At 77.3% G+C, this 21,650-nt stretch carries 5 protein-coding genes; 4 read left to right on the forward strand and 1 reads right to left on the reverse strand.

The window, feature by feature from the left end:
* The 3 genes from ACWENR_RS16540 to ACWENR_RS16550 all read left to right on the forward strand — a co-directional run.
* A partial coding sequence (locus ACWENR_RS16540) for an SDR family NAD(P)-dependent oxidoreductase (protein WP_452277847.1) occupies positions 1-12,361 on the forward strand: 12,361 nt, incomplete at its 5' end.
* Between the two features lie 65 nt (positions 12,362-12,426).
* Entirely contained in the window at positions 12,427-13,995 is a 1,569-nt protein-coding gene (mhpA, locus tag ACWENR_RS16545) for a bifunctional 3-(3-hydroxy-phenyl)propionate/3-hydroxycinnamic acid hydroxylase MhpA (RefSeq protein ID WP_452277848.1), read from the forward strand.
* A 35-nt stretch (positions 13,996-14,030) separates the two neighbouring features.
* Positions 14,031-14,918, forward strand: a complete 888-nt coding sequence (locus ACWENR_RS16550) for an SAM-dependent methyltransferase (RefSeq protein WP_452277849.1) — start codon at positions 14,031-14,033, stop codon at positions 14,916-14,918.
* 77 nt (positions 14,919-14,995) lie between these two features.
* Here the strand turns inward: ACWENR_RS16550 and ACWENR_RS16555 are convergent, their stop codons facing one another.
* Positions 14,996-15,757 carry a thioesterase II family protein gene (locus ACWENR_RS16555; protein WP_452277850.1) on the reverse strand — a complete coding sequence of 254 codons (762 nt, stop codon included), beginning with the start codon at positions 15,755-15,757 and terminating at the stop codon, positions 14,996-14,998.
* Positions 15,758-16,044: 287 nt separating this feature from the next.
* Between ACWENR_RS16555 and ACWENR_RS16560 the strand changes: the two genes are divergently transcribed.
* Positions 16,045-21,615 carry a type I polyketide synthase gene (locus ACWENR_RS16560; RefSeq protein WP_452277851.1) on the forward strand — a complete coding sequence of 1,857 codons (5,571 nt, stop codon included), beginning with the start codon at positions 16,045-16,047 and terminating at the stop codon, positions 21,613-21,615.
* The last annotated feature ends 35 nt before the right edge of the window (positions 21,616-21,650 follow it).

The following is a 21,650-nucleotide window of genomic DNA, read 5'->3' on the forward strand; positions in this document are numbered from 1 at the left end:
GCCGTCGCCCGCCGCCGCCGGGGCGACCGGAGGCCACGCGGGAGCGGGGAGCGGCGCCACGCCGGCGCAGGCCCGCGCCGACCTCGACGCGTTCGACGCGGCCCACGACGGCGACGAGCTGCTGCTGCTCGCCCGCCCCCCGGGGCACGCCGACGCCGCCCACCCCGCCTGGCGTACGCCCGCCGGGGCCGACCGCGACGCCGCCGACGACCGGGACGCCGCCGAGCTGCGCCGCCGGCTGGCCGGGCTGGGCACCGCCGAGGGCGACCGGATCCTGCTCGACCTGGTCCGCGCCGCCACCGCCGAGGTGGCCGGCCTGCCCGGGCCGGCCGCCGTCCGCCCGGCCCGGGCCTTCAAGGAACTCGGCTTCACGTCTGTCGGCGCGGTCGCCCTGCGCGACCGGCTGGCCCGGGCCACCGGCGTACGGCTCTCCGCCACGGCCGCCTTCGACCAGCCCAGCCCGGACGCCCTCGCCCGGCACCTCGCCGCCCGGCTGCGCGGGGCCGCCCCGGAGCCCGGCCCGGCGCCGGGCCGGCCCGCGCCGCCGTCCGCCGCCGACGATCCCGTGGTCGTCGTCGCCATGGCCTGCCGGCTCCCCGGCGGCGTCGGCTCCCCCGAGGAGCTGTGGGAACTGGTCGACCAGGGCCGGGAAGGGCTGACGGAGTTCCCGGCCGACCGGGGCTGGGACCTGGCGCAGCTGTTCTCCGACGACCCCGACCGCCCCGGCACCTCGTACGTGCGGGTGGGCGGCTTCCTGAGCGACGCCGCCGACTTCGACGCCAGCCTGTTCGCGATCAGCCCCCGCGAGGCGCTGGCCATGGACCCGCAGCAGCGGCTGCTGCTGGAGACGTCCTGGGAGCTGTTCGAGCGCGCCGGCATCGACCCCACCTCGCTGCGGGGCAGCGCCACCGGCGTCTTCACCGGCGTCATGCACCACGACTACGCCGCGAACCTGCGCCAGGCCCCGCCCGGCACCGAGGGCTACCTCGGCGTGGGCACCGCCGGCAGCGTCGTCTCCGGGCGGGTCGCGTACGCGCTCGGGCTGGAGGGGCCGGCGGTCACCGTCGACACCGCGTGCTCGTCGTCGCTGGTGGCGCTGCACCTGGCCGCCCAGGCGCTGCGCGCCGGGGACTGCTCCCTCGCGGTGGCCGGCGGCGTGGCGGTGATGGGCACCCCGCAGGCGTTCGTCGAGTTCAGCCGGCAGCGCGGGCTCGCCCCGGACGGCCGGTGCAAGGCGTTCGCCGACGGCGCCGACGGCACCGGCTGGTCCGAGGGCGTCGCGGTGCTGCTGCTGGAACGGCTCTCCGACGCCCGCCGGCACGGCCACCCCGTCCTCGCCGTGCTGCGCGGCTCCGCCGTCAACTCCGACGGCGCGTCCAACGGGCTCACCGCCCCCAACGGCCCCGCCCAGGAGCGGGTTATCCGCCGCGCACTGGCCGCCGCGGGCCTCGCCGCCGCCGACGTGGACGTCGTCGAGGCGCACGGCACGGGCACCCGGCTCGGCGACCCGATCGAGGCACAGGCGCTGCTCGCCACGTACGGCACCGGCCGCGGCGACGCCGAACCGCTGCGGCTGGGCTCGCTGAAGTCCAACCTCGGCCACACCCAGGCCGCCGCCGGCGCCGCCGGTGTGATCAAGATGGTGCTCGCCATGCGGCACGCCACGATGCCCCGCACCCTGCACGTGGACGCGCCCACGTCCGAGGTGGACTGGTCGGCCGGGGCCGTCGAGGTGCTCACCCGGGCCCGGCCGTGGCCCGACGCGGGCCGCCCGCGCCGGGCCGGCGTCTCGTCGTTCGGCATCAGCGGCACCAACGCCCACCTCATCGTCGAGGCGCCCCCCGCCGGCCCGACGGCGGACCGGCCGGCCGCGGCGGGACGCGGGACGGCCGACCGGCGACCGTCGCCCGGGGCCGTCCCCGGCACCGCGCGACCGCCGGTGCCGTGGCTGCTCGCCGGCGCCTCCCACGAGGCGCTGCGGGACCAGGCCGCCCGGCTGCTGACCTGGCTCGACGGGCCCGGGGCGGACGCCGACGCCGCCGACGTCGGGCACGCGCTCGCCACCACCCGCGCCGCCCTGGAACACCGGGCCGTGGTGCTGGCCGGCGACCCGGCCGCCGCCCGCGCCGGGCTGACCGCGCTGACCCGGGGCGAACCCGATCCGGACGTCCCGGCGCTGCTGACCGGCCGGGTCGTCGACGGCCGACTCGGCCTGCTCTTCGGCGGGCAGGGCGGCCAGCGCCCCGGCATGGGCCGCGAACTGCACGCGGCGTACCCCGTCTTCGCCGACGCCTTCGACGCCGCCTGCGCCGAACTGGACCGCTGCCTCGCCGGCCACGCCCCGCACCCCGTCGCGGACGCGGTGTTCGCCCCCGAGGGCAGCGCCCTGGCCGAGCGGCTCGACCAGACCCTCTACACCCAGCCGGGGCTGTTCGCCTTCGAGGTGGCGCTGTTCCGCCTGCTGGAGAGCTGGGGCGTGCGCCCCGACGCGGTGCTCGGGCACTCCGTCGGCGAGCTGGCCGCCGCGCACGTGGCCGGGGTGTTCCCGCTCGCCGACGCGGCGACGCTCGTCGCCGCGCGGGCCCGGCTCATGCAGCAGCTGCCCGCCGGGGGCGCGATGGTCGCCGTCGAGGCCGACGAGGCCGAGGTCGCCGCCCACCTGACCGACCGGGTCGGCCTCGCCGCCGTCAACGGCCCGACCTCCGTGGTGATCTCCGGCGACACCGACGCCGTGCTGGCCGTCGCGGCCGCCCTGCGCGCCGCCGGGCGGCGGACCAGCCGGCTGCGGGTGTCGCACGCGTTCCACTCGCCGCGCATGGAGCCGATGCTCGACGCGTTCCGCGAGGTGGCGGCCGGCCTCACGTACCGCGCCCCGCACCTGCCGGTGGTGTCCAACCTGACCGGCCACCCCGTCGACCCGGCCCGGCTCTGCTCGCCCGAGCACTGGGTGGCGCACGCGCGCGGCACCGTCCGCTTCCACGACGGCGTACGGGCCCTGCACCGGCAGGGCGTCACCACCTTCCTGGAGATCGGCCCGGCCGGCGTACTCACCGCCATGGCCCAGGACTGCCTCGCCGCCGAGGCCGACGAGCTGGCCTTCGTGCCCGCCGTACGGGGCGTCGCCGGCGAGCCGACGGCGCTGCTCGCCGCCGTGGCGCGGCTGCACGTGCGGGGCGTCGCCGTGGACCGCGCCGCCCTCGCCGGCCCCGGCCCGCACCGCCCGGTCGACCTGCCCACGTACGCCTTCCAGCGCCGGCACTACTGGCTGCCCGCCGGCGCCGCGACCGGCGGCCCGGGCGGCGCGGGACCGGCCGACGCCGGGCACCCGTTGCTCGGCAGGGTGCTGCCGGTCGCCGGCACCGGGGAGGTGGTCTGCACCGGTCAGGTCTCCGCGGCCGCCCAGCCGTGGCTGGCCGCCCCCGGCGACGGCACGCCGGCGCTGCTGCCCGCCACGGCGCTGCTGGACATGCTCACCCACCTCGGCGAGCGGCTCGGCGCCCCGACCGTGCGGCGGCTGCGCGTCCCCGAGCCGGTGCCGCTGCCCGCCGAGCTGACCGTCGAGGTGCAGGTCGGCGTGTCCGCGCCGGACGAGCACGGGCACCGGACGGCGCGCTGCCACGCCCGGCCCGGCGACGGGCAGCCGTGGCGGGAGGTCGCCGAGGCGGTGCTCGGCCCCGCCGACCCGGCGACCGGCCACAGCGCCCTCGCGCCGGCCTGGCCGCCCGCCGGCGCCCGGCCGGTGGACCTGACCACCCCCCGGGGCCGGGCGGCCGCCGGGGACCTGGCCCGGGCCGCGTGGGTCGCCGCCGACCGGCTCCACGTCGACGTACGCCTGCCCGAGGACGCCCGGGACCCGGACGCCGAGCGGTACGGCGTGCACCCGCAGGTGCTGGACGCGGCCCTGCGCCTGCTCCCGCTCGCCGACTTCGCCCCCGGCGCCGCCGGTCCGGGCGCCGCGGCCACCGACGACGCCGGCGCCGCGCCCACGGCCCGGCTGGCGGCCACCGACTGGACGGGGGTACGCGTCCACGCCACCGGCGCGCACGCCCTGCGCGTCACCCTGGCCCCCGCCGGGGCGGACGCGGTGACGCTGAGCGCCGTCGACGCCGCCGGCGCGCCCGTGCTCGACGCGGACCGGGTGGTGCTGCGCGCCGTGGCGCCGCCGCCCGGCGACGCGCCGGCGCCCGCGCCCGCCGGGCTGTACGCCGTCGACTGGTCGCCGGCGGCGTTCCCGGCGACGCCGGCGCCCGCCTGGACGCTCGCCGACGACACACCCCCGGACGGGCCGCTGCCGCCGCTGCTGGTGCTGCGCGTCGGCGACGGCGACCCGGCCGCACCGGTGCCCGGCCGGGCGCACGCCGCCGGCCTCGCCGTCCTCGACGTGCTCCAGCGCTGGCTGGCCGACCCCCGCGCGGAGACCACCCGGCTGGCCGTGGCCGTCCGCGACGCCGACCCGGTGCACGCCCCGGTGGCCGGGCTGGTCCGGGTCGCCCAGGCCGAGCACCCCGACCGGTTCCTGCTGCTGCGCCTCGACGCCACCGACGACGCCACCGTCCGGGCGGCGCTGGCCGTCGCCGGGGACGAGCCCGAGGTCGCCGTCCGCGACGGCAGGGCGGCGCTGCCCCGGCTCCGGCCCGTCGCGCACCCGCCGGCCGGCGCGCCGGCCCCGGTGCTGGCCGGCGGCACGGTGCTCGTCACCGGCGGCACGGGCGGGATCGGCCGGCACGTCGCCACCCACCTCGCCACCGCGCACGGCGTCGCCGAGCTGGTCCTGCTCAGCCGCACCGGCCGGGCCGGCGACTGGACCACCGACCTGACCGACGCCGGCGTCACCGTCCGCGTGGTCGCGGCCGACGTGACCGACCGGGCGGCCCTCGCCGAGGTCCTCGCGCCGCTGGCCGACCGGCTGGTCGCCGTGGTCCACGCCGCCGGGGCCACCGACGACGCGCTGCTCACCGACCTCGACCCGGTCCGCTGGGACCGGGCCCTGCGCGCCAAGGTGCACGGGGCGTGGCACCTGCACGAGCTCACCGCCGGGCTGGACCTGGCCGCGTTCGTGCTGTTCTCGTCGGCCGCCGCCGTCTTCGGCAGCCCCGGCCAGGGCAACTACGCCGCCGGCAACGCGTTCCTCGACGCGCTCGCCGCGCACCGCCGCGCCCACGGCCTGCCGGCGACCGCCCTGGCCTGGGGGCTGTGGGCCACCGAGGACGGGATGGCCGGCCGGCTCACCCCCGCCGACCTGGCCCGGCTCGCCCGGGGCGGCACCCGCCCCCTCGACACGGCCGCCGGCCTGACGCTGCTCGACGCCGCGCTGCGCGCCGACCGGCCGGCCGTGGTGCCGATCGGCCTCGACCTCGCCGCCGTCCGAGCCTCCGGCGAGGTGCCCGCCCTGCTGCGCGCCCTGCTGCCACCGCCGCCCCGCCGGGCCGTCAACGCCGGCGCCGCGCCCGCCGCCACCGAGAGCTTCGCCGACCGGCTGGCCGACCTGGCCGAGCCCGACCGCGCCGCCCTGCTGCTGGACCTCGTGCGCACCCGCTGCGCCACGGTGGTCGGGCACACCGGCGCGGAACAGGTCGAGCCGCGCCGCCCCTTCAGGGAACTCGGCTTCGACTCGCTGATGGCGGTGGAACTGAGCAACCGGCTCACCGCCGTCACCGGCGTCCGGCTCGCCCCGCACGCCGTGTTCAACCACCCCACCCCCGAACTGCTCACCGCCCACCTGCACGCCCGCCTGCTCGGCACCGCCGCCACGGAGGTCACCGACGCCGCCACCGTCGCCCTGGACGAGCCGGTCGCCGTCGTCGCCATGGCCTGCCGGTTCCCCGGCGGCATCGGCTCCCCCGAGGAGCTGTGGCGGCTGCTCGACGCCGGCGGCGACGTCATCGGCGACCTGCCCGACGACCGGGGCTGGCCGCTGGCCGACCTCCACGACCCGACGCCCGGCACGCCCGGCCGGACGTACGTGCGCGCCGGCGGGTTCCTCACCGGCGTCGCCGACTTCGACGCCGAGTTCTTCGGCATCAGCCCCCGCGAGGCCCTCGCCATGGACCCGCAGCACCGGCTGCTGCTGGAGACCTCCTGGGAGGCGCTGGAACGGGCCGGCATCGACCCGCTCACCCTGCGCGGCAGCCGTACCGGCGTCTTCGCCGGCACCCACGGCCAGGACTACGCCGACCGGGTCGCCCCGGGGGTCGCCTCCGACGACGGGGAGGTCACCGCCGACGAGGGGCACCTGCTCACCGGCACCGCCGGCAGCGTCCTGTCCGGGCGGGTCGCGTACGCCCTCGGGCTGGAGGGGCCCGCCGTCACCGTCGACACCGCCTGCTCGGCGTCGCTGGTGGCGCTGCACCTGGCCGTCCAGGCGCTGCGCCAGGGCGACTGCGACCTGGCCCTGGCCGGCGGCGTGTCCGTGATGTCGACCCCGGCCGGGCTGACCGGGTTCAGCCGGCAGCGCGGCCTCGCCGCCGACGGGCGGTGCAAGGCGTTCGCGGAGGACGCCGACGGCTTCGGCATGTCCGAGGGCGTCGGGATGCTGGTGGTGGAACGGCTCTCCGAGGCCCGCCGCCGGGGCCACCCGGTGCTCGCCGTGGTCCGCGGCTCGGCGGTCAACTCCGACGGCGCGTCCAACGGGCTCACCGCCCCGAACGGACCGAGCCAGGAGCGCGTCATCCGGGCCGCGCTGGCCGCCGCCGGGCTGACTGCCGCCGACGTGGACGTGGTGGAGGCGCACGGCACCGGCACGTCGCTGGGCGACCCCATCGAGGCGGAGGCGATCCTCGCCACGTACGGGCAGCGCCCCGCCGACGCCGCGCCGGTGCTGCTCGGCTCGGTCAAGTCCAACCTCGGCCACACCCAGGCCGCGGCTGGCGTGGCCGGGGTGCTGAAGATGGTCCTCGCCATGCGGCACGGCCGGCTGCCCCGCACCCTGCACGCCGAGCGCCGCAGCTCCCGGATCGACTGGCACGCCGGGTCGGTGGAGCTGCTCACCGAGGCCCGACCCTGGCCCCGGACGGACCGGCCGGCCCGCGCCGGCGTCTCGTCGTTCGGCATCAGCGGCACCAACGCGCACGTGATCGTCGAGGCCGCCGCCGAGCCGGCACCGGTGGTCGCCGAGCCGGCGCCGGTCGCCGTCGGGCCGGCACCGGTCGTCGTCCGGCCGGCACCGGTGGCCGTCGGGGCGGCGCCGGTGGCGGTCGGGGCGGCGCCGGTCGCGGTCGGGGCGGCGGCGGAACCGCGCGACGGAGCGGAGGCGGACGCCGGGGCGAACCCGGAGACCGCCGGCGGTACGCCCCGCGCGCTGCCGTGGCTGCTCTCCGCGCGCACCCCGCAGGCGCTGGCCGGGCAGGCCCGCCGGCTGCGTGCCCACCTCGCCGACCGGCCCGACCAGCACCCCCTCGACCTGGCGTGGTCGCTGGCCACCAGCCGCAGCGCCTTCGACGCCCGGGCGGTGCTCGTCGGCGCCGACCCCGACCGGATCGCCGCCGCCCTCGACGCGCTCGCCGACGGCCGCCCCGACCCCGCCGTGGTACGCGGCGACGCCGGCCCCGCCGGCAGGTGCGTCTTCGTCTTCCCCGGCCAGGGCTCCCAGTGGCTCGGCATGGGTCTCGACCTGCTCGACCAGTCCCCGGTGTTCGCCGAGCGGATGGCGGCCTGCGACGCGGCCCTGCGGCCGCACCTGGACTGGTCGCTGCTGGACGTGCTGCGCCAGGCGCCCGGCGCGCCCGGCCTCGACGAGGTCGACGTGGTGCAGCCCGCCCTGTTCGCGATGATGGTGTCGCTCGCCGAGCTGTGGCGCTCGTACGGCGTCCAGCCGGCCGCCGTGGTCGGCCACTCGCAGGGCGAGATCGCCGCCGCCTGCGTCGCCGGGGTGCTCTCCCTGCCCGACGCCGCCCGGGTGGTGGCGCTGCGCAGCCGCGCGCTGCGGGCGCTGGCCGGGCACGGGGCGATGGCCTCCGTCGCGCTGCCCGCCGACACGGTCCGGGACCGCGTCGCCCGCTTCGGCGACCGGATCGCGGTGGCCGCCGTGAACGGCCCGGCCGCCGTGGTGGTCTCCGGCGAGCCCGGCGCGGTGGCGGAACTCCTCGCCGAGCTGGCCGCCGAGCAGGTGCGGGTCCGCCCGATCGCCGTGGACTACGCCTCCCACTCCGCGCAGGTGGAACGCATCCGCGACGAGCTGGCCGAGGCCCTCGCCGGCATCGCCCCCGGCCCGGCCGCCGTGCCGCTGTTCTCCACCACCGACCTGCGCTGGCTCGACGGCGCGGAGATGGGCCCCGACTACTGGTACCGCAACCTGCGGCAGCCGGTCGAACTGGCACGGGCCGTCCGGTCGCTGCACGACCAGGGCCACGACGCGTACGTCGAGTGCAGCCCGCACCCGGTGCTCACCGTCGGGATCGAGGAGACCCTCGCCGACCACGACGGCGGGACCGTGGTCGTCGGCTCGGTGCAGCGGGACCAGGGCGGACACGACCGGTTCCTGCTCTCCCTGGCCCAGCTGCACGTCGCCGGGGTCGGCGTGGACTGGCGGCCCGCGCTGGCCGGCGGCCGCCGGGTCGACCTGCCCACGTACGCGTTCGCCCACCGCCGCTACTGGCCCCGGCCCGTCACCGGCCCCGGCGACGTCGGCGCCGCCGGCCTCGACGCCGCCGGGCACCCGCTGCTCGGGGCGTCGGTGGCGCTGGCCGAGGCGAGGGGACACCTGTTCACCGGGCGGCTGTCGACCGACGCCCAGCCGTGGCTCGCCGATCACCGGGTCACCGACAGCGTGCTCGTGCCCGGCACCGGGCTGGTGGAACTCTGCCTGCGCGCCGGCGACGAACTCGGCCACCCCGTCCTCGACGAGCTGGTCATCGAGGCCCCGCTGACCCTGCCCGCCGGCGGCGCCACCCAGGTGCAGGTGACCGTCGGCGCGGCCGGCGACGACGGACGCCGCGCCGTGACCCTGCACTCCCGGCCCGCCGACGGCCCGGCCGACGGCCCCTGGACCCGGCACGCCAGCGCCACCCTCTCCGCCGCCCAGCCCGCCGCGCCGGCGCCGCCGGCCGAGTGGCCGCCGCGCGACGCCCGCCCCGTCGACCTGACCGGCTTCTACGCCGGCCTCGCCGCCGACGGCTACGCGTACGGGCCGGCGTTCCAGGGGCTGCGGGCCGTGTGGACCAGCGGCGACGAGGTCTACGCCGAGGTGGAGCTGCCGGCGGCCCAGCGCCTCGACGCCGACCGCTACGGCCTGCACCCGGCCCTGCTCGACGCCGCCCTGCACGCCGCCCACTTCGGCGGCCTCGCCGAGGCGGGCGCCGGCCGCCTGCTGCTGCCGTTCGCCTGGAACGGCGTCGCCCTGCACGCCACCGGCGCGACCGCGCTGCGCGTCCGGCTCACCCGGGTCGGGCCGCACGCCGTCGCGCTGACCGCCGCCGACCCCACCGGCGCCCCGGTCGCCGACGTGACCGCCCTGACGATGCGGCCGATCTCCGCCGGCGAACTGGCCGTCGGCGACGACCGGGCCACCCGCGACGCCCTGTTCCGCGTCGACTGGACGCCCCTGCCGCCGGCCGACGGCGTCGCCCCGGTCCCGGCCGTGGCGGTCGCCCCCGGCCTCGACGGGTACCCGCTCCACGCGGGGCTGGACGGGCTCGCCGCCGCCGTCGACGCGGGACTGGATCTACCCGGGGCCGTCCTCGTGCCCCTCGACGCGGACCCGACGCGGCCGGCCCCCCGGGCGGCCCGGCACGCCGCCGTCGCGGCCCTCGACGCGGTGCGGCGCTGGCTCACCGAACCCCGCTGGGCGGCGTCGCGGCTGCTGCTGGTGACCCGGGGCGCGGTGGCCGTGCACCACGCCGGCGAGGTGACCGACCCGGCCGCCTCCGCCGCGTGGGGGCTGGTCCGCTCTGCCCAGTCGGAGAACCCCGGCCAGGTGCTCGTCGTCGACGTCGACGCCGACGGCATCGACCCCGACCGGGTCGCCGCGCTGCTGGCGGCGGACGAACCACAGGCCGCGATCCGCGCCGGCGTCGCGTACGTGCCGCGACTGGCGCGCGCCGGCTCGGCGGGCGAGCTGACCGCCCCGCCCGCCGCCGCGTGGCGGCTCGACGCGCCGGTGCGCGGCAGCCTGGAGAACCTCACCCTCAGCCCGACCGACGCCGCCGACACCGCCCTCGGCCCCCGCGACGTCCGGGTCCGCGTCCGCGCCGCCGGCCTGAACTTCCGCGACGTGCTCAACGCGCTCGGCCTCTATCCGGGCGACGCGGGGCCGCTCGGCGGCGAGGGCGCCGGCGAGGTCGTCGAGGTGGGCGCCGAGGTGACCGACCTGCGCCCCGGCGATGCGGTGTTCGGGGTCTTCGTGGGCTGCTTCGGGCCCGTCGCCGTCACCGACCGCCGACTGCTGGCCCCGATGCCGGGGGGCTGGTCGTACGTCCAGGCCGCCTCCGTGCCGGTGGTCTTCCTGACGGCCTACCACGGCCTGGTCAACCTGGCCGGGCTCGGCCGGGGCGAGTCGGTGCTGGTGCACGCCGCCGCCGGCGGCGTCGGCATGGCCGCCGTGCAGCTCGCCCGCCACCTCGGCGCCGAGGTGTACGCCACCGCCAGCCCCGCCAAGTGGGACGCCCTGCGGGCGATGGGCGTCGACGAGGAGCACCTGGCCTCGTCCCGGACCCTCGACTTCGAGACCCGCTTCGCCGCCGCCACCGGCGGGCGGGGCGTCGACGTGGTGCTGGACTCCCTGGCCCGCGAGTTCGTCGACGCCTCGCTGCGGCTGCTGCCGCGCGGCGGGCGGTTCGTCGAGATGGGCAAGACCGACATCCGCGACGCCGACCGCGTCGCCGCCGACCACCCGGGAGTCGCCTACACGGCCTTCGACCTGACGCTCGAGGACCCCGACGAGGTGCAGCGCATGCTCGCCGTGCTGCTGGGGCTCTTCGAACGCGGCGCGCTCACCCCGCTGCCCACCCAGGTGTGGGACGTGCGTCAGGCGCCGGAGGCGTTCCGCCACGTCAGCCAGGCCCGGCACGTCGGCAAGGTCGTGCTCACCGTGCCCCGGCCGTGGGACCCCGACGGCACGGTGCTGCTCACCGGCGGCACCGGCACCCTGGGCCGGCTGGTCGCCCGGCGGCTGGTGGAGACCCACGGCGTACGGCGGCTGCTGCTCGTCAGCCGACGCGGCGAGCGGGCCCCGGGCGCGGCCGAGGCGCTCGCCGAGCTGCGGGCCCTGGGCGCCGAGGCCACGGCCGTGGCCGCCGACGTGTCCGACCGGGACAGCCTCGCCGGGGTGCTGGCGGCCGTGCCGGCGCGGCACCCGCTGACCGCCGTCGTGCACCTCGCCGGGGTCCTCGACGACGGGGTGGTCACCGCCCTGACCTCGCAGCGCCTCGACACCGTGTTCGCGCCGAAGCTCGACGCCGCGTGGCACCTGCACGAGCTGACCCGGCACCTCGACCTCGCCGGGTTCGTGCTGTTCTCCTCCGGCGCCGGCGTCTTCGGCGTGCCCGGCCAGGGAAACTACGCGGCGGCCAACGCGTTCCTCGACGCCCTCGCCCTGGCCCGCCGGGCCGAGGGGCTGCCGGGCCGGTCGCTGGCCTGGGGGCTGTGGGAGCAGGCCAGCGAGATGACCGCCAAGCTGGACCGGGCCGACCCCCGGATCACCGCCCGCGACGGGCAGCTCGCCATCCCGTCGGACCTCGGCCTGGCCCTGTTCGACGCGGGCCTGCGGACGGCCGCGCCGGTGCTGGTGCCGACCAGGATCGACGTCGGCGCGCTCGGCGGGATCGACCGCCCGCCGGCCCTGCTGCGCGGGCTGACCCGGCGGGAACGCCCCACCGCCCGGTCGGCCGCCCAGGCCGCCGGCGGACGCACCCTCGCCGACGAGCTGGGGGCCCTGGCCGGCCCCGACCGGCACGCCCTGCTGGTCGACCTCGTCCGCGAGCAGGCGGCCGGCGTGCTCGGGCACGGCAGCCGCGCGGCGGTCGCGCCCGGGCGGGCGTTCAGCCAGCTCGGCTTCGACTCGCTGACCGCCGTCGAGCTGCGCAACCGGCTCACCACGGCGACCGGCCTGCGCCTGCCGGCCACGCTGATCTTCGACTACCCGGACCCGAACGCGCTGGCCGCGTTCCTGCTCGCCCAGCTCGCGCCGGACACCGGCCCCGACGTGCCGCCGGTCCTCACGGACCTGGAGAACCTGGAACGGTCGCTGACCGAGGCCAGCGTGGAGCCGGAGCTGCACGCCCAGATCGGCTCCCGGCTGGAGGCGCTCGTCGGCAAGTGGCGCACGATGCGCGCCGGCTCGGGCGGCGACCCCGACCTCGACATCGACCTCGACCGGGCCAGCGACGACGAGATCTTCGACCTCATCGACGCCGAACTCGGCAGCTGACCCCCGGACGCACCCGCCGTCCCACCACACCGTGCCCGACCGACCTCGCGAGGAATCCGATAGCGATGCTGATGACCGACGTGCTGATCGTGGGCTACGGCCCGGTCGGTGAGATGCTCACGATACTGCTGGCGCAGCGCGGCCTCACCGTCACCGCGGTCGAGCGGTGGGCCACCCCGTACGACTTCCCCCGCGCCGTGTCGTACGACGGCGAGGCGAGTCGGATCCTCGCCGCCGCCGGGGTCGCCGACCGGCTCGGGCCGGTGGTGGAGTCGTCGGGGGAGTACACCTTCAAGAACGGCTTCGGGCGGACCCTGCTGCACGTCAAGGTGACCGGCGACGGCCCGACGGGCTGGCCCGACTCGGTCTCCTTCTACCAGCCCGGCCTGGAGGCGCTGCTCGCCGAGCGGGGCGCGGAGCTGCCGGGCGTCACGGTGCTGCGCCCGTACCAGGTGACGGGCCTGGCCGAGCGCGACGACCGGGTCGAGGTCACCATCGCCGGCCCGGACGGCGTGGAGGTCCGCGCCGCCCGCTGGGTCGTCGGCTGCGACGGGGCCAACAGCTTCGTCCGCGAACACCTGGGCGGCGACGTCACCGACCTCGGCTTCACCTACGACTGGCTGGTCTGCGACGTCGTGCCGCACGAGGCCCGCGAGTTCAAGCCGAACAACCTCCAGGTCTGCGACCCGGCCCGGCCCCGCACCGCCGTGTCGGCCGGCCCCGGGCACCGGCGGTGGGAGTTCATGCGGGTGCCGGGGGAGAGCCGGGCGGAGTTCGAGAGCGTCGAGAGCGTGTGGCGGCTGCTCGGCCTGTTCGACATCACCCCCGACAACGCCACCCTGGAGCGGTACGGCGTCTACACCACCCAGGCCTGCTCGGCCGACCGCTGGCGCTCCGGCCGGATCCTGATCGCCGGCGACGCGGCGCACGTCATGCCGCCGTTCATGGGACAGGGGATGAGCTCCGGCTTCCGCGACGCCGTCAACCTCGCCTGGAAGCTCGACCTGGTGCACCGCGGCCTCGCCGACGACGCCCTGCTCGACACCTACCAGCGGGAGCGCCGCGCGCACGTGCAGCACGCCATCCGGATGTCCATGGACTCCGGCACGGTGATCTGCGAGACCGACCGCGCCGCAGCGGCCGGCCGAGACGCCGCCATGCTCGCCGAGCTGCGCCGGCGCACCGCCCGGCCGCGCACCCGCTCCCTGCTGGAGCCGCTGGCCGGCGGGGTCCTGCACGGCCGGGCCGGCGACACCGCCGCCGGCGCGCCGATGCCGCAGGGCCGCGTCGAGGTCGACGGGCGTGCCGGGCTCTTCGACGAGGTCGTCGGCACCGGCTTCGTGCTGCTCTGCGCCGAGGACCCCGACGGCCTGCTCGACGCGGGCGCCCGGGAGTTCCTGGCCTCGCTCGACGCCCGGGTCCTCCGGGTCGTTCCCGCCGGCGCGCCCGCCCCCGGGCCCGGCGCCGCGCCGACCGCGTACGACCTCGACGACGTGTACCTGTCCCACCTCAAGCGCTACGACGCCGTGGCGGTGCTCGTCCGGCCCGACTTCTACGTCTTCGGCACGGCCGCCGACCCGGCCGGTGTGCCCGCGCTCGTCGAGGACCTGCGCCAGCGGTTCCGGCGCGGCTGACCAGCATTCCACCCCCACCGGAAGGAAGCACCCCCATGTTCGAGAACCTGAAGATCGCCGGCCGGGCGATCCGCACGGTCTTCACCGCCGACCCCATCACCCGGGTCCGGCGCTTCTACGAGATCCAGTCGCCCGACGTGGAGTTCGCGGCCCGCCGCACCCACTACATGAACGTCGGCTACTGGTCCGACGGGGTCACCGACCTCGACACGGCGGCCGAGGCGCTGGCCGACAAGCTCGCCGACGCCGCCGGGCTCAAGCCCGACGACACCGTCCTCGACGTCGGCTTCGGCTACGCCGACCAGGACTTCAAGTGGCTGCGCGAGCGCCGGATCGCCAAGGTGTACGGCCTCAACATCACCCCGCACCACGTCGAGGCCGCCCAGCGCCGGGCCCGGGAGGAGGGGCTGGCCGACCGCACCGACTTCCGCCTCGGCAGCGCCACCGAACTGCCCTTCGAGGACGACACCTTCGACCGGGTCGTGGCGCTGGAGTCCGCGTTCCACTTCTATCCGCGCAGCGCCTTCTTCGCCGAGGCCCTGCGGGTGCTCCGCCCGGGCGGCGTGCTCGCCACGGCCGACATCATCCCGGTCAGCGGCGACGTCGTCCGGGCCGCCATCCAGTCGGGCCCGCTGAGCTTCGTCAAGTTCAGCATCCCGAAGGAGAACTGGCACGACCGGGACACGTACCGGCAGGAACTCGTCGAGGCCGGCTTCGCCAGCCCGGAGGTGCACTCCATCAAGGAGCGGACCTGGGAGGGCTGGCGGGCGTACATGGCCGACCGGACCAACGACCCCGAGTTCCGCGCCGTCGTCAAGCCCGCCGTACGCAAGAGCATGGCCGCGCACTGGAAGAACCAGGACCTGATGAAGCGCGAACTGGCGCAGCTCGACTACGTGATCGCGGTGGCCCACAAGCGGTGAGGCCGCGCACGGCCGAGGGGCCCGCCGACCGGTGCCGACACCGGTGGACGGGCCCCTCGGCCGTCGGGCGGGGTGGATCAGATGGCCGGCGCCGGCGTCAGGGCCGCCGAGATGGCGCCCAGGACGGCCGCCTGGTGCTCGGCCAGGAAGAAGTGCCCGCCCGGATAGACCTTCAGGTCGAACGGGCCGGTGGTGTGGGTCGACCAGGCGCGGGCCTCCTCGACCGTCGTCTTCGGGTCGCTGTCGCCCGTGAAGACCGTGATCGGGCAGCTCAGCGGCGGGCCCGGCCGGTAGGTGTAGGTCTCCGCGGCCCGGTAGTCGCTGCGGATCGCCGGCAGCGCCGCCCGCAGCATCTCCTGGTCGCCGAGGACGGCCGGGTTGGTGCCGCTGAGCTTCCGTACGTCGGCCAGCAGGCCCTCGTCGTCGAGCAGGTGTACGGTCTCGTGCCGCGCCTGCGACGGCGCCCGCCGGCCGGAGGCGAACAGGTGCGCCGCCGCGCCGCCGTCCTGCTCGATCAGCCGGGCCAGCTCGAAGCCGACGCTCGCCCCCATGCTGTGCCCGAAGATGGCCACCGGCTCGTCCAGCCAGGGCCGCAGCACCCTGAAGACCTCCCGCGCGAGCTGGTGGATGTCGCCGACGCACGGCTCGTGGCGCCGGTCCTGCCGGCCCGGGTACTGGATCGCCAGCACCTCGACGCCGGGAGAGAGGCTGCGGGAGACGGGGAAGTAGAAGCTGGCCGACCCGCCGGCGTGCGGCAGGCACACCAACCGCCTGGCGCCGCCCGGCGCCGGGTGGAAACGTCGCACCCACAGGCCGTTGTCGGTATCTGGCGTGGTCATCCTCGGCGGTCCTTCCCGGCGGCTGGGGTTCCCGACCGGGCCGTAGGCGGACCCGGTCGAGGCGACGCTAGTGCGACTGGTCGGCACCGGGACACCCCTAGCTGGCCGGACGCCTGGTTAGGGGTTGTCCGCCCGCGCGCACACCCAATAACTTCTCCCCGCAGATGGGGATCCTCGTGGCTCTCGGCCGAGCGAGCCGAACGACAGATACAGGTGTCGCCTGAGACTTCTGCGCATTCGTACCGTCGCTTACGTCGAGTCTCCGCCGTGCATCGCGATGGGCTGGGTTGATGGACACCGAAGACAAGCTCCGGGAGTACCTGAAGAGAGTCACCGCCGACCTGCGGCGGACCCGGCAACGGCTCCGCGACGTCGAGGCCGACGCGCAGCAGCCGATCGCGATCGTCGGCACCGGCTGCCGGTTCCCCGGCGGCGTGCGCACGGCCGAGGAGCTGTGGGACCTGGTCGCCGCCGGCGGGGACGCCATCGCCTCCTTCCCGACCGACCGCGGCTGGGACCTGGACGCCCTCCACGACCCCGAGCGGTCCCGGCCGGGCACCTCCTCCGTGCGGGAGGGCGGCTTCCTGCCCGACGCCGCAGACTTCGACGCCCGGCTCTTCGGGGTCTCGCCGCGCGAGGCCCTCGCCATGGACCCCCAGCAGCGGCTGCTGCTGGAGACCTCCTGGGAGGCCGTCGAGTCCGCCGGCATCGACCCCACCAGACTGAAGGGCGCCCGCGTCGGCGTCTTCGCCGGCATGACCCACAACGGGTACGCCCACCCGCCCGAGACCCCGCCGGCGGGCGTGGAGGACTACCTGGGCCTCGGCAACGCCGGCAGCATCGCCTCCGGCCGGGTGGCGTACTCGTTCGGCTTCGAGGGGCCGGCGGTGACGGTGGACACGGCGTGCTCGTCGTCGCTGGTGGCGCTGCACCTGGCCGTGCAGGCGCTGCGGTCGGGGGAGTGCGACCTCGCGCTGGCCGGCGGCGTGACGGTGATGCCCACCCCGGCGGTCTTCGTCGACTTCACCCGGCAGGGCAACCTCTCGCCCGTGGCCCGGTGCCGGGCGTTCGCCGACGCGGCGGACGGCACCGCGCTCGCCGAGGGCGTCGGCGTGCTGTTGGTGCAGCGGTTGTCGGACGCGCGGCGGGACGGCCGGCGGGTTCTTGCGGTGGTGCGGGGCACGGCGGTGAACCAGGACGGTGCGTCGAACGGGTTGACGGCGCCGAACGGTCCGTCGCAGCAGCGGGTGATCCGGCAGGCCCTCGCCAATGCCCGGCTGGGCGTCGGTGACGTGGACGTCGTGGAGGCGCACGGTACGGGCACGACCCTCGGTGATCCGATCGAGGCGCAGGCGTTGCTGGCGACGTACGGGCAGGGTCGGGACGACCACGAGCCGCTGTTGTTGGGGTCGGTGAAGTCGAACATCGGTCACACGCAGGCGGCTGCCGGGGTGGCCGGCGTGATCAAGATGGTCTTGGCGATGCGGCACGGGGTGGTGCCGGCGACGCTGCACGTGGATTCGCCGTCGTCGCACGTGGACTGGGCATCGGGCGCGGTCGAGCTGGTCACCGGGTCCCGGGCGTGGCCGCGGGTGGAGCGACCACGGCGCGCGGGCGTGTCCTCGTTCGGCATCTCCGGCACCAACGCGCACGTGATCCTCGAACAGCCGGAGCCCGACGCCGACCCCGAGGCCACGGCGGAGCCGGCGGATGCCGGGCACGCGCTCGCGGGCGTGCCGGTGCCGTGGCTGGTGTCGGCGCGCTCGGAGCGGGCCCTTGCCGGCCAGGCGGCGCGGTTGGCGTCGTTCGTCCGGGACCGTGCGGACCTGGCGGTGTCGGACGTGTCGTGGTCGCTGGTGACGTCGCGGGCGGCGTTGGAGCACCGGGCGGTCGTGTGGGGCTCGGACGCGGACGAGCTGGTCGCCGGCCTGTCGGCGGTGGCCGAGGGGCGTTCGTCGGTGGTGTCGGGTGTGGTGTCGGCGGGTCGTCGGGCGGTGTTGTTCACCGGTCAGGGCTCGCAGCGCGCCGGCATGGGCCGTGAGCTGTACGAGGTGTTTCCGGTGTTCGCGGCGTCTTTCGACGGGGTGTGTCGGGAGTTCGATGGGCACCTGCCGCGTCCGCTGCGTGGGGTCGTGTTCGCCGAGCCGGGGTCGGACGAGGCCGCTCTGTTGGATCAGACGGTGTTCGCGCAGGCTGGCCTGTTCGCGGTGGAGGTGGCGTTGTGGGAGTTGCTCGCCTCGTGGGGTGTGAAGGCGGATTTCCTGGCGGGTCATTCGATCGGTGAGGTGACGGCCGCGTACGTGGCGGGGGTGCTCTCCCTCGCTGACGCGTGCACGCTGGTGGCGGCGCGGGGTCGGTTGATGCAGGCGTTGCCAGCCGGTGGCGTGATGGCGGCGGTCGGCGCGTCCGAGGAGTCGGTCGTCGAGCTGATCGAGGCGTCGCGCGCGGCGGTGGATGTGGCTGCGGTGAACGGGCCGGCGTCGGTGGTGGTGTCGGGTGCCGCCGACGAGGTCGCGTCGGTGGTGGCGGTCGGGCGTGAGCGGGGTTGGCGGGTCAAGGAACTCTCGGTAAGTCACGCGTTCCACTCGCGGCTGATGGATCCGATGTTGGACGAGTTCCGGGCGGTGGTGGCGGGGCTGGGCTGGCAGCGGCCGAGGATCCCGGTCGTGTCGAACGTGGCCGGTGCCGTGGCCGACGCCGCCGAGGTCACCGACCCCGAATACTGGGTGCGGCACGTACGCCAGCCCGTCCGGTTCGCCGATGCGGTGCGGACCCTGCGCCAGCAGGACGTGACCCAGTTCCTGGAGGTCGGCCCCGACGCCGTGCTGACCGCGATGGCGCAGGACTGCGTCGACGCGACCGGCGACGACCTGCGGTTCACCGCCACGCTGCGCGCCGGCCACCCCGAGCCCGACACCGTGCGCACCGCCCTGGCCGAGCGGTACGTCACCGGCGGCCACGTCGACTGGGCCGGCTACCTCACCGCAGCCGGGGCCCGGCCCCGCACGGTCGACCTGCCCACGTACGCCTTCGACCACCAGCGCTACTGGCTCGACGCCAGCACGACCACCGGCGCGGCGGCGCCCGGCCTCGGCGTCCGCCCCGTCGACCACGCGCTGCTCGGCGCCGCCGTACGCGTGGCCGACGACGACGTACGGATCTTCGGCGCCGAACTCTCCGCGCGCACCCACCCGTGGCTCGCCGAACACGTTGTCTGGGACTCGGTGGTGGTGCCGGGCGCCGCCCTGGTCGAGACGGTCCTGCACGCGGGCGCGCACGTCGGCTGCGACACCCTCGACGAACTGACCCTCCAGGCGCCGCTGGCACTCGCCGAGCGGGACGCCCGGGCGGTGCAGGTGAAGCTCGGGCCGGCGGACGACGAGGGACGCCGACCGGTCACCGTCCACTCCCGCCCCGCCGCCGACCCGGACGGCGAGTGGGTCCGCCACGCGGTGGGCGTCCTCGCCCCGGCCGCGCCGCAGCCCTCGACCGACCCGTCGCCGTGGCCGCCCACCGCCGCGCACGGCGTCGCGGTCGACGAGATCTACGCCGAGCTGGCCCGCCTCGGCGTCGAGTACGGCCCGCTCTTCCGCGGCCTGCGCGCCGTCTGGCGCACCGACGACGAGGTCTGCGCCGAGGTGGCGCTGCCCGACGGCACCGAGGCCACCGGGTTCGGCATCCACCCCGCCCTGCTCGACGCGGCGCTGCACGTCGTCGGCCTGCTCGACACCGACGCGGACGCGACCGCCGTACGCCTGCCCTTCGCCTGGACCGGCGTCACCCTCGCGGCGGTCGGCGCGACCGCGCTGCGCGTGCGCGCCCGGCGCAGCGGCGGCGGCGTCACCCTGACCCTGGCCGACCCGGCCGGCGCCCCCGTCGCCCGGATCGGCTCGCTGGTCTCCCGACCGGTCACCGCCGACCAGGTACGCGGCGCCGGCGCGGGCGTCGACTCCCTGTATGACGTCGCCTGGCAGAGCGTCCCGGCGGGCTCCCCGACGACCGCCGGCGCGGTGCGCCTCGGCGACGCCCCGTCCGACCTGGCGGCACTCGCCCGGTACGGGCTCGCCGAGCTGGCCGACGCGGTCGACGTCGGCCTGCTCGACACGGAACTGGTGCTCCTCCCCGCGTACGCCGACGAGGAGCGCGACCCCGTCCCCGCCGCGACCCGGACCCGGCTCGCCGCCGTGCTGACCGCCGTCCAGGGCTGGCTGGCCGACGACCGGCTGGCGGACCGGCGGCTGGTCGTGCTGACCCGGGGCGCCGTCCCCGCCGGCGACGCCGACCGGGCGACCGACCTGCCCGGCGCCGCGGTGTGGGGGCTGCTGCGGTCGGCCCAGGCGGAACACCCCGACCGCTTCGTGCTCGTCGACCTCGACGAGGGGCGGCGTCCGGAGCCCGGCACGGTGGACCTGGTGGCCCGCGCGGTCGCCACCGGCGAACCCCAGCTCGCCGTCCGGGGCGACCGGGTGCTGGCGCCCCGCCTCACCCCCGCCGCCCTCGACCCCGCGCTGGGCGTCGAACCCGACCCCGACGGGACGGTACTGGTCACCGGCGCCACCGGCGCCCTCGGCGGCCTGCTCGCCCGGCACCTGGTCGCCGCGCACAAGGTGCGCCACCTGCTGCTGGTCAGCCGCCGGGGGCCCGACGCACCCGGCGCGGCCGAGCTGCTGGCCGGGCTGACCGCGCTGGGCGCGCAGGCCCGGCTGGTGGCCGCCGACGTCGCCGACCGGGACACCGTCGCGGCCCTGCTGGCCGACGTCCCCGCCGAGCACCCGCTCACCGGGGTGGTCCACGCCGCCGGCGTCCTCGACGACGCGGTGGTCTCGGCGCTGACGCCGCAGCGGATGTCGGCCGTGCTGTCCGCCAAGGCCGACGCCGCATGGCACCTGCACGAGCTGACCCGGGGCCGGAACCTGCCGATGTTCGTCCTCTTCTCGTCGGTCGCCGGCGTCCTCGGCGGCCCGGGGCAGGGCAACTACGCCGCCGCCAACGCGTTCCTGGACGGCCTCGCCCACCACCGGCGCGCCGCCGGCCTCGCCGCCACCGCCCTGGCCTGGGGCCTCTGGGCGGCCGACGGCGGGATGACCGGCGACCTCGACGCCGCCCAGCGGCACCGGATGAGCCGCAACGGCCTCGGCCCGCTCGACACCGACCACGGGCTGCGCCTGTTCGACGCCGCCCTGCGCGGTGCCCGCCCCCACCTGGTGCCGGCGCTGCTCGACCCCGCCGCCCTGCGCCGCCAGTCCGACACCGGGCTCCCGGCGCCGCTGCGCGGCCTGGTCCCGGCCCGGCGGCGCGTCGCCGACGGCGCCCGCGACGGCGGGCCGTCCTTCGCGCACCGCCTCGCCGGCACGCCGGAGGCCGAGCGCGGCCGGCTGGTCGAGGAGCTGATCAAGGCGCAGGTCGTCGAGGTGCTCGGCTATCCGCCGGCGACCGTCGTCCCGTCCGCGCAGACGTTCACCGGCCTCGGCTTCGACTCGCTCACCGCGGTGGAGCTGCGCAACCGGCTGACCGCCGCCACCGGGATCCGCCTGCCCGCGAGCCTGATCTTCGACTGCCCCACGCCCGCCGCGCTCGCCGACTTCCTGCTGGCCGACCTCGCGCCGCCCGCGCCCGCGCCGAGCCTGCTGGCCGAGCTGGACCGGCTGGAGGCCGCGTTCGCCGCCACCGGGCCCGACGAGCTGGAACGACTGGCCGGCGACGACGAGACGCGTACCGCCGTCGCGGTCCGCCTCCGGGCGCTCGTCACCAGGTGGAGCGACGCCACCGACCGGCCGGCCGACGTCAGCCAGGCACTCGACGACGCCTCCGACGACGAGCTGTTCGACTTCATCGACCAGAAGTTCGGCCGATCCTGACCACGAATCCGCCGCTTGCCCCTCAGCGACAGGTG

The sequence above is a fragment of the Micromonospora sp. NPDC004336 genome, from assembly GCF_053602615.1.

Excerpts from the sequence above, each read along its gene's own strand:
- ACWENR_RS16550 (WP_452277849.1), top strand. The coding sequence starts at position 14,031 with ATGTTCGAGAACCTGAAGATCGCCGGCCGGGCGATCCGCACGGTCTTC.
- ACWENR_RS16555 (WP_452277850.1), bottom strand. The coding sequence starts at position 15,757 with ATGACCACGCCAGATACCGACAACGGCCTGTGGGTGCGACGTTTCCAC.
- mhpA (WP_452277848.1), top strand. The coding sequence starts at position 12,427 with ATGCTGATGACCGACGTGCTGATCGTGGGCTACGGCCCGGTCGGTGAG.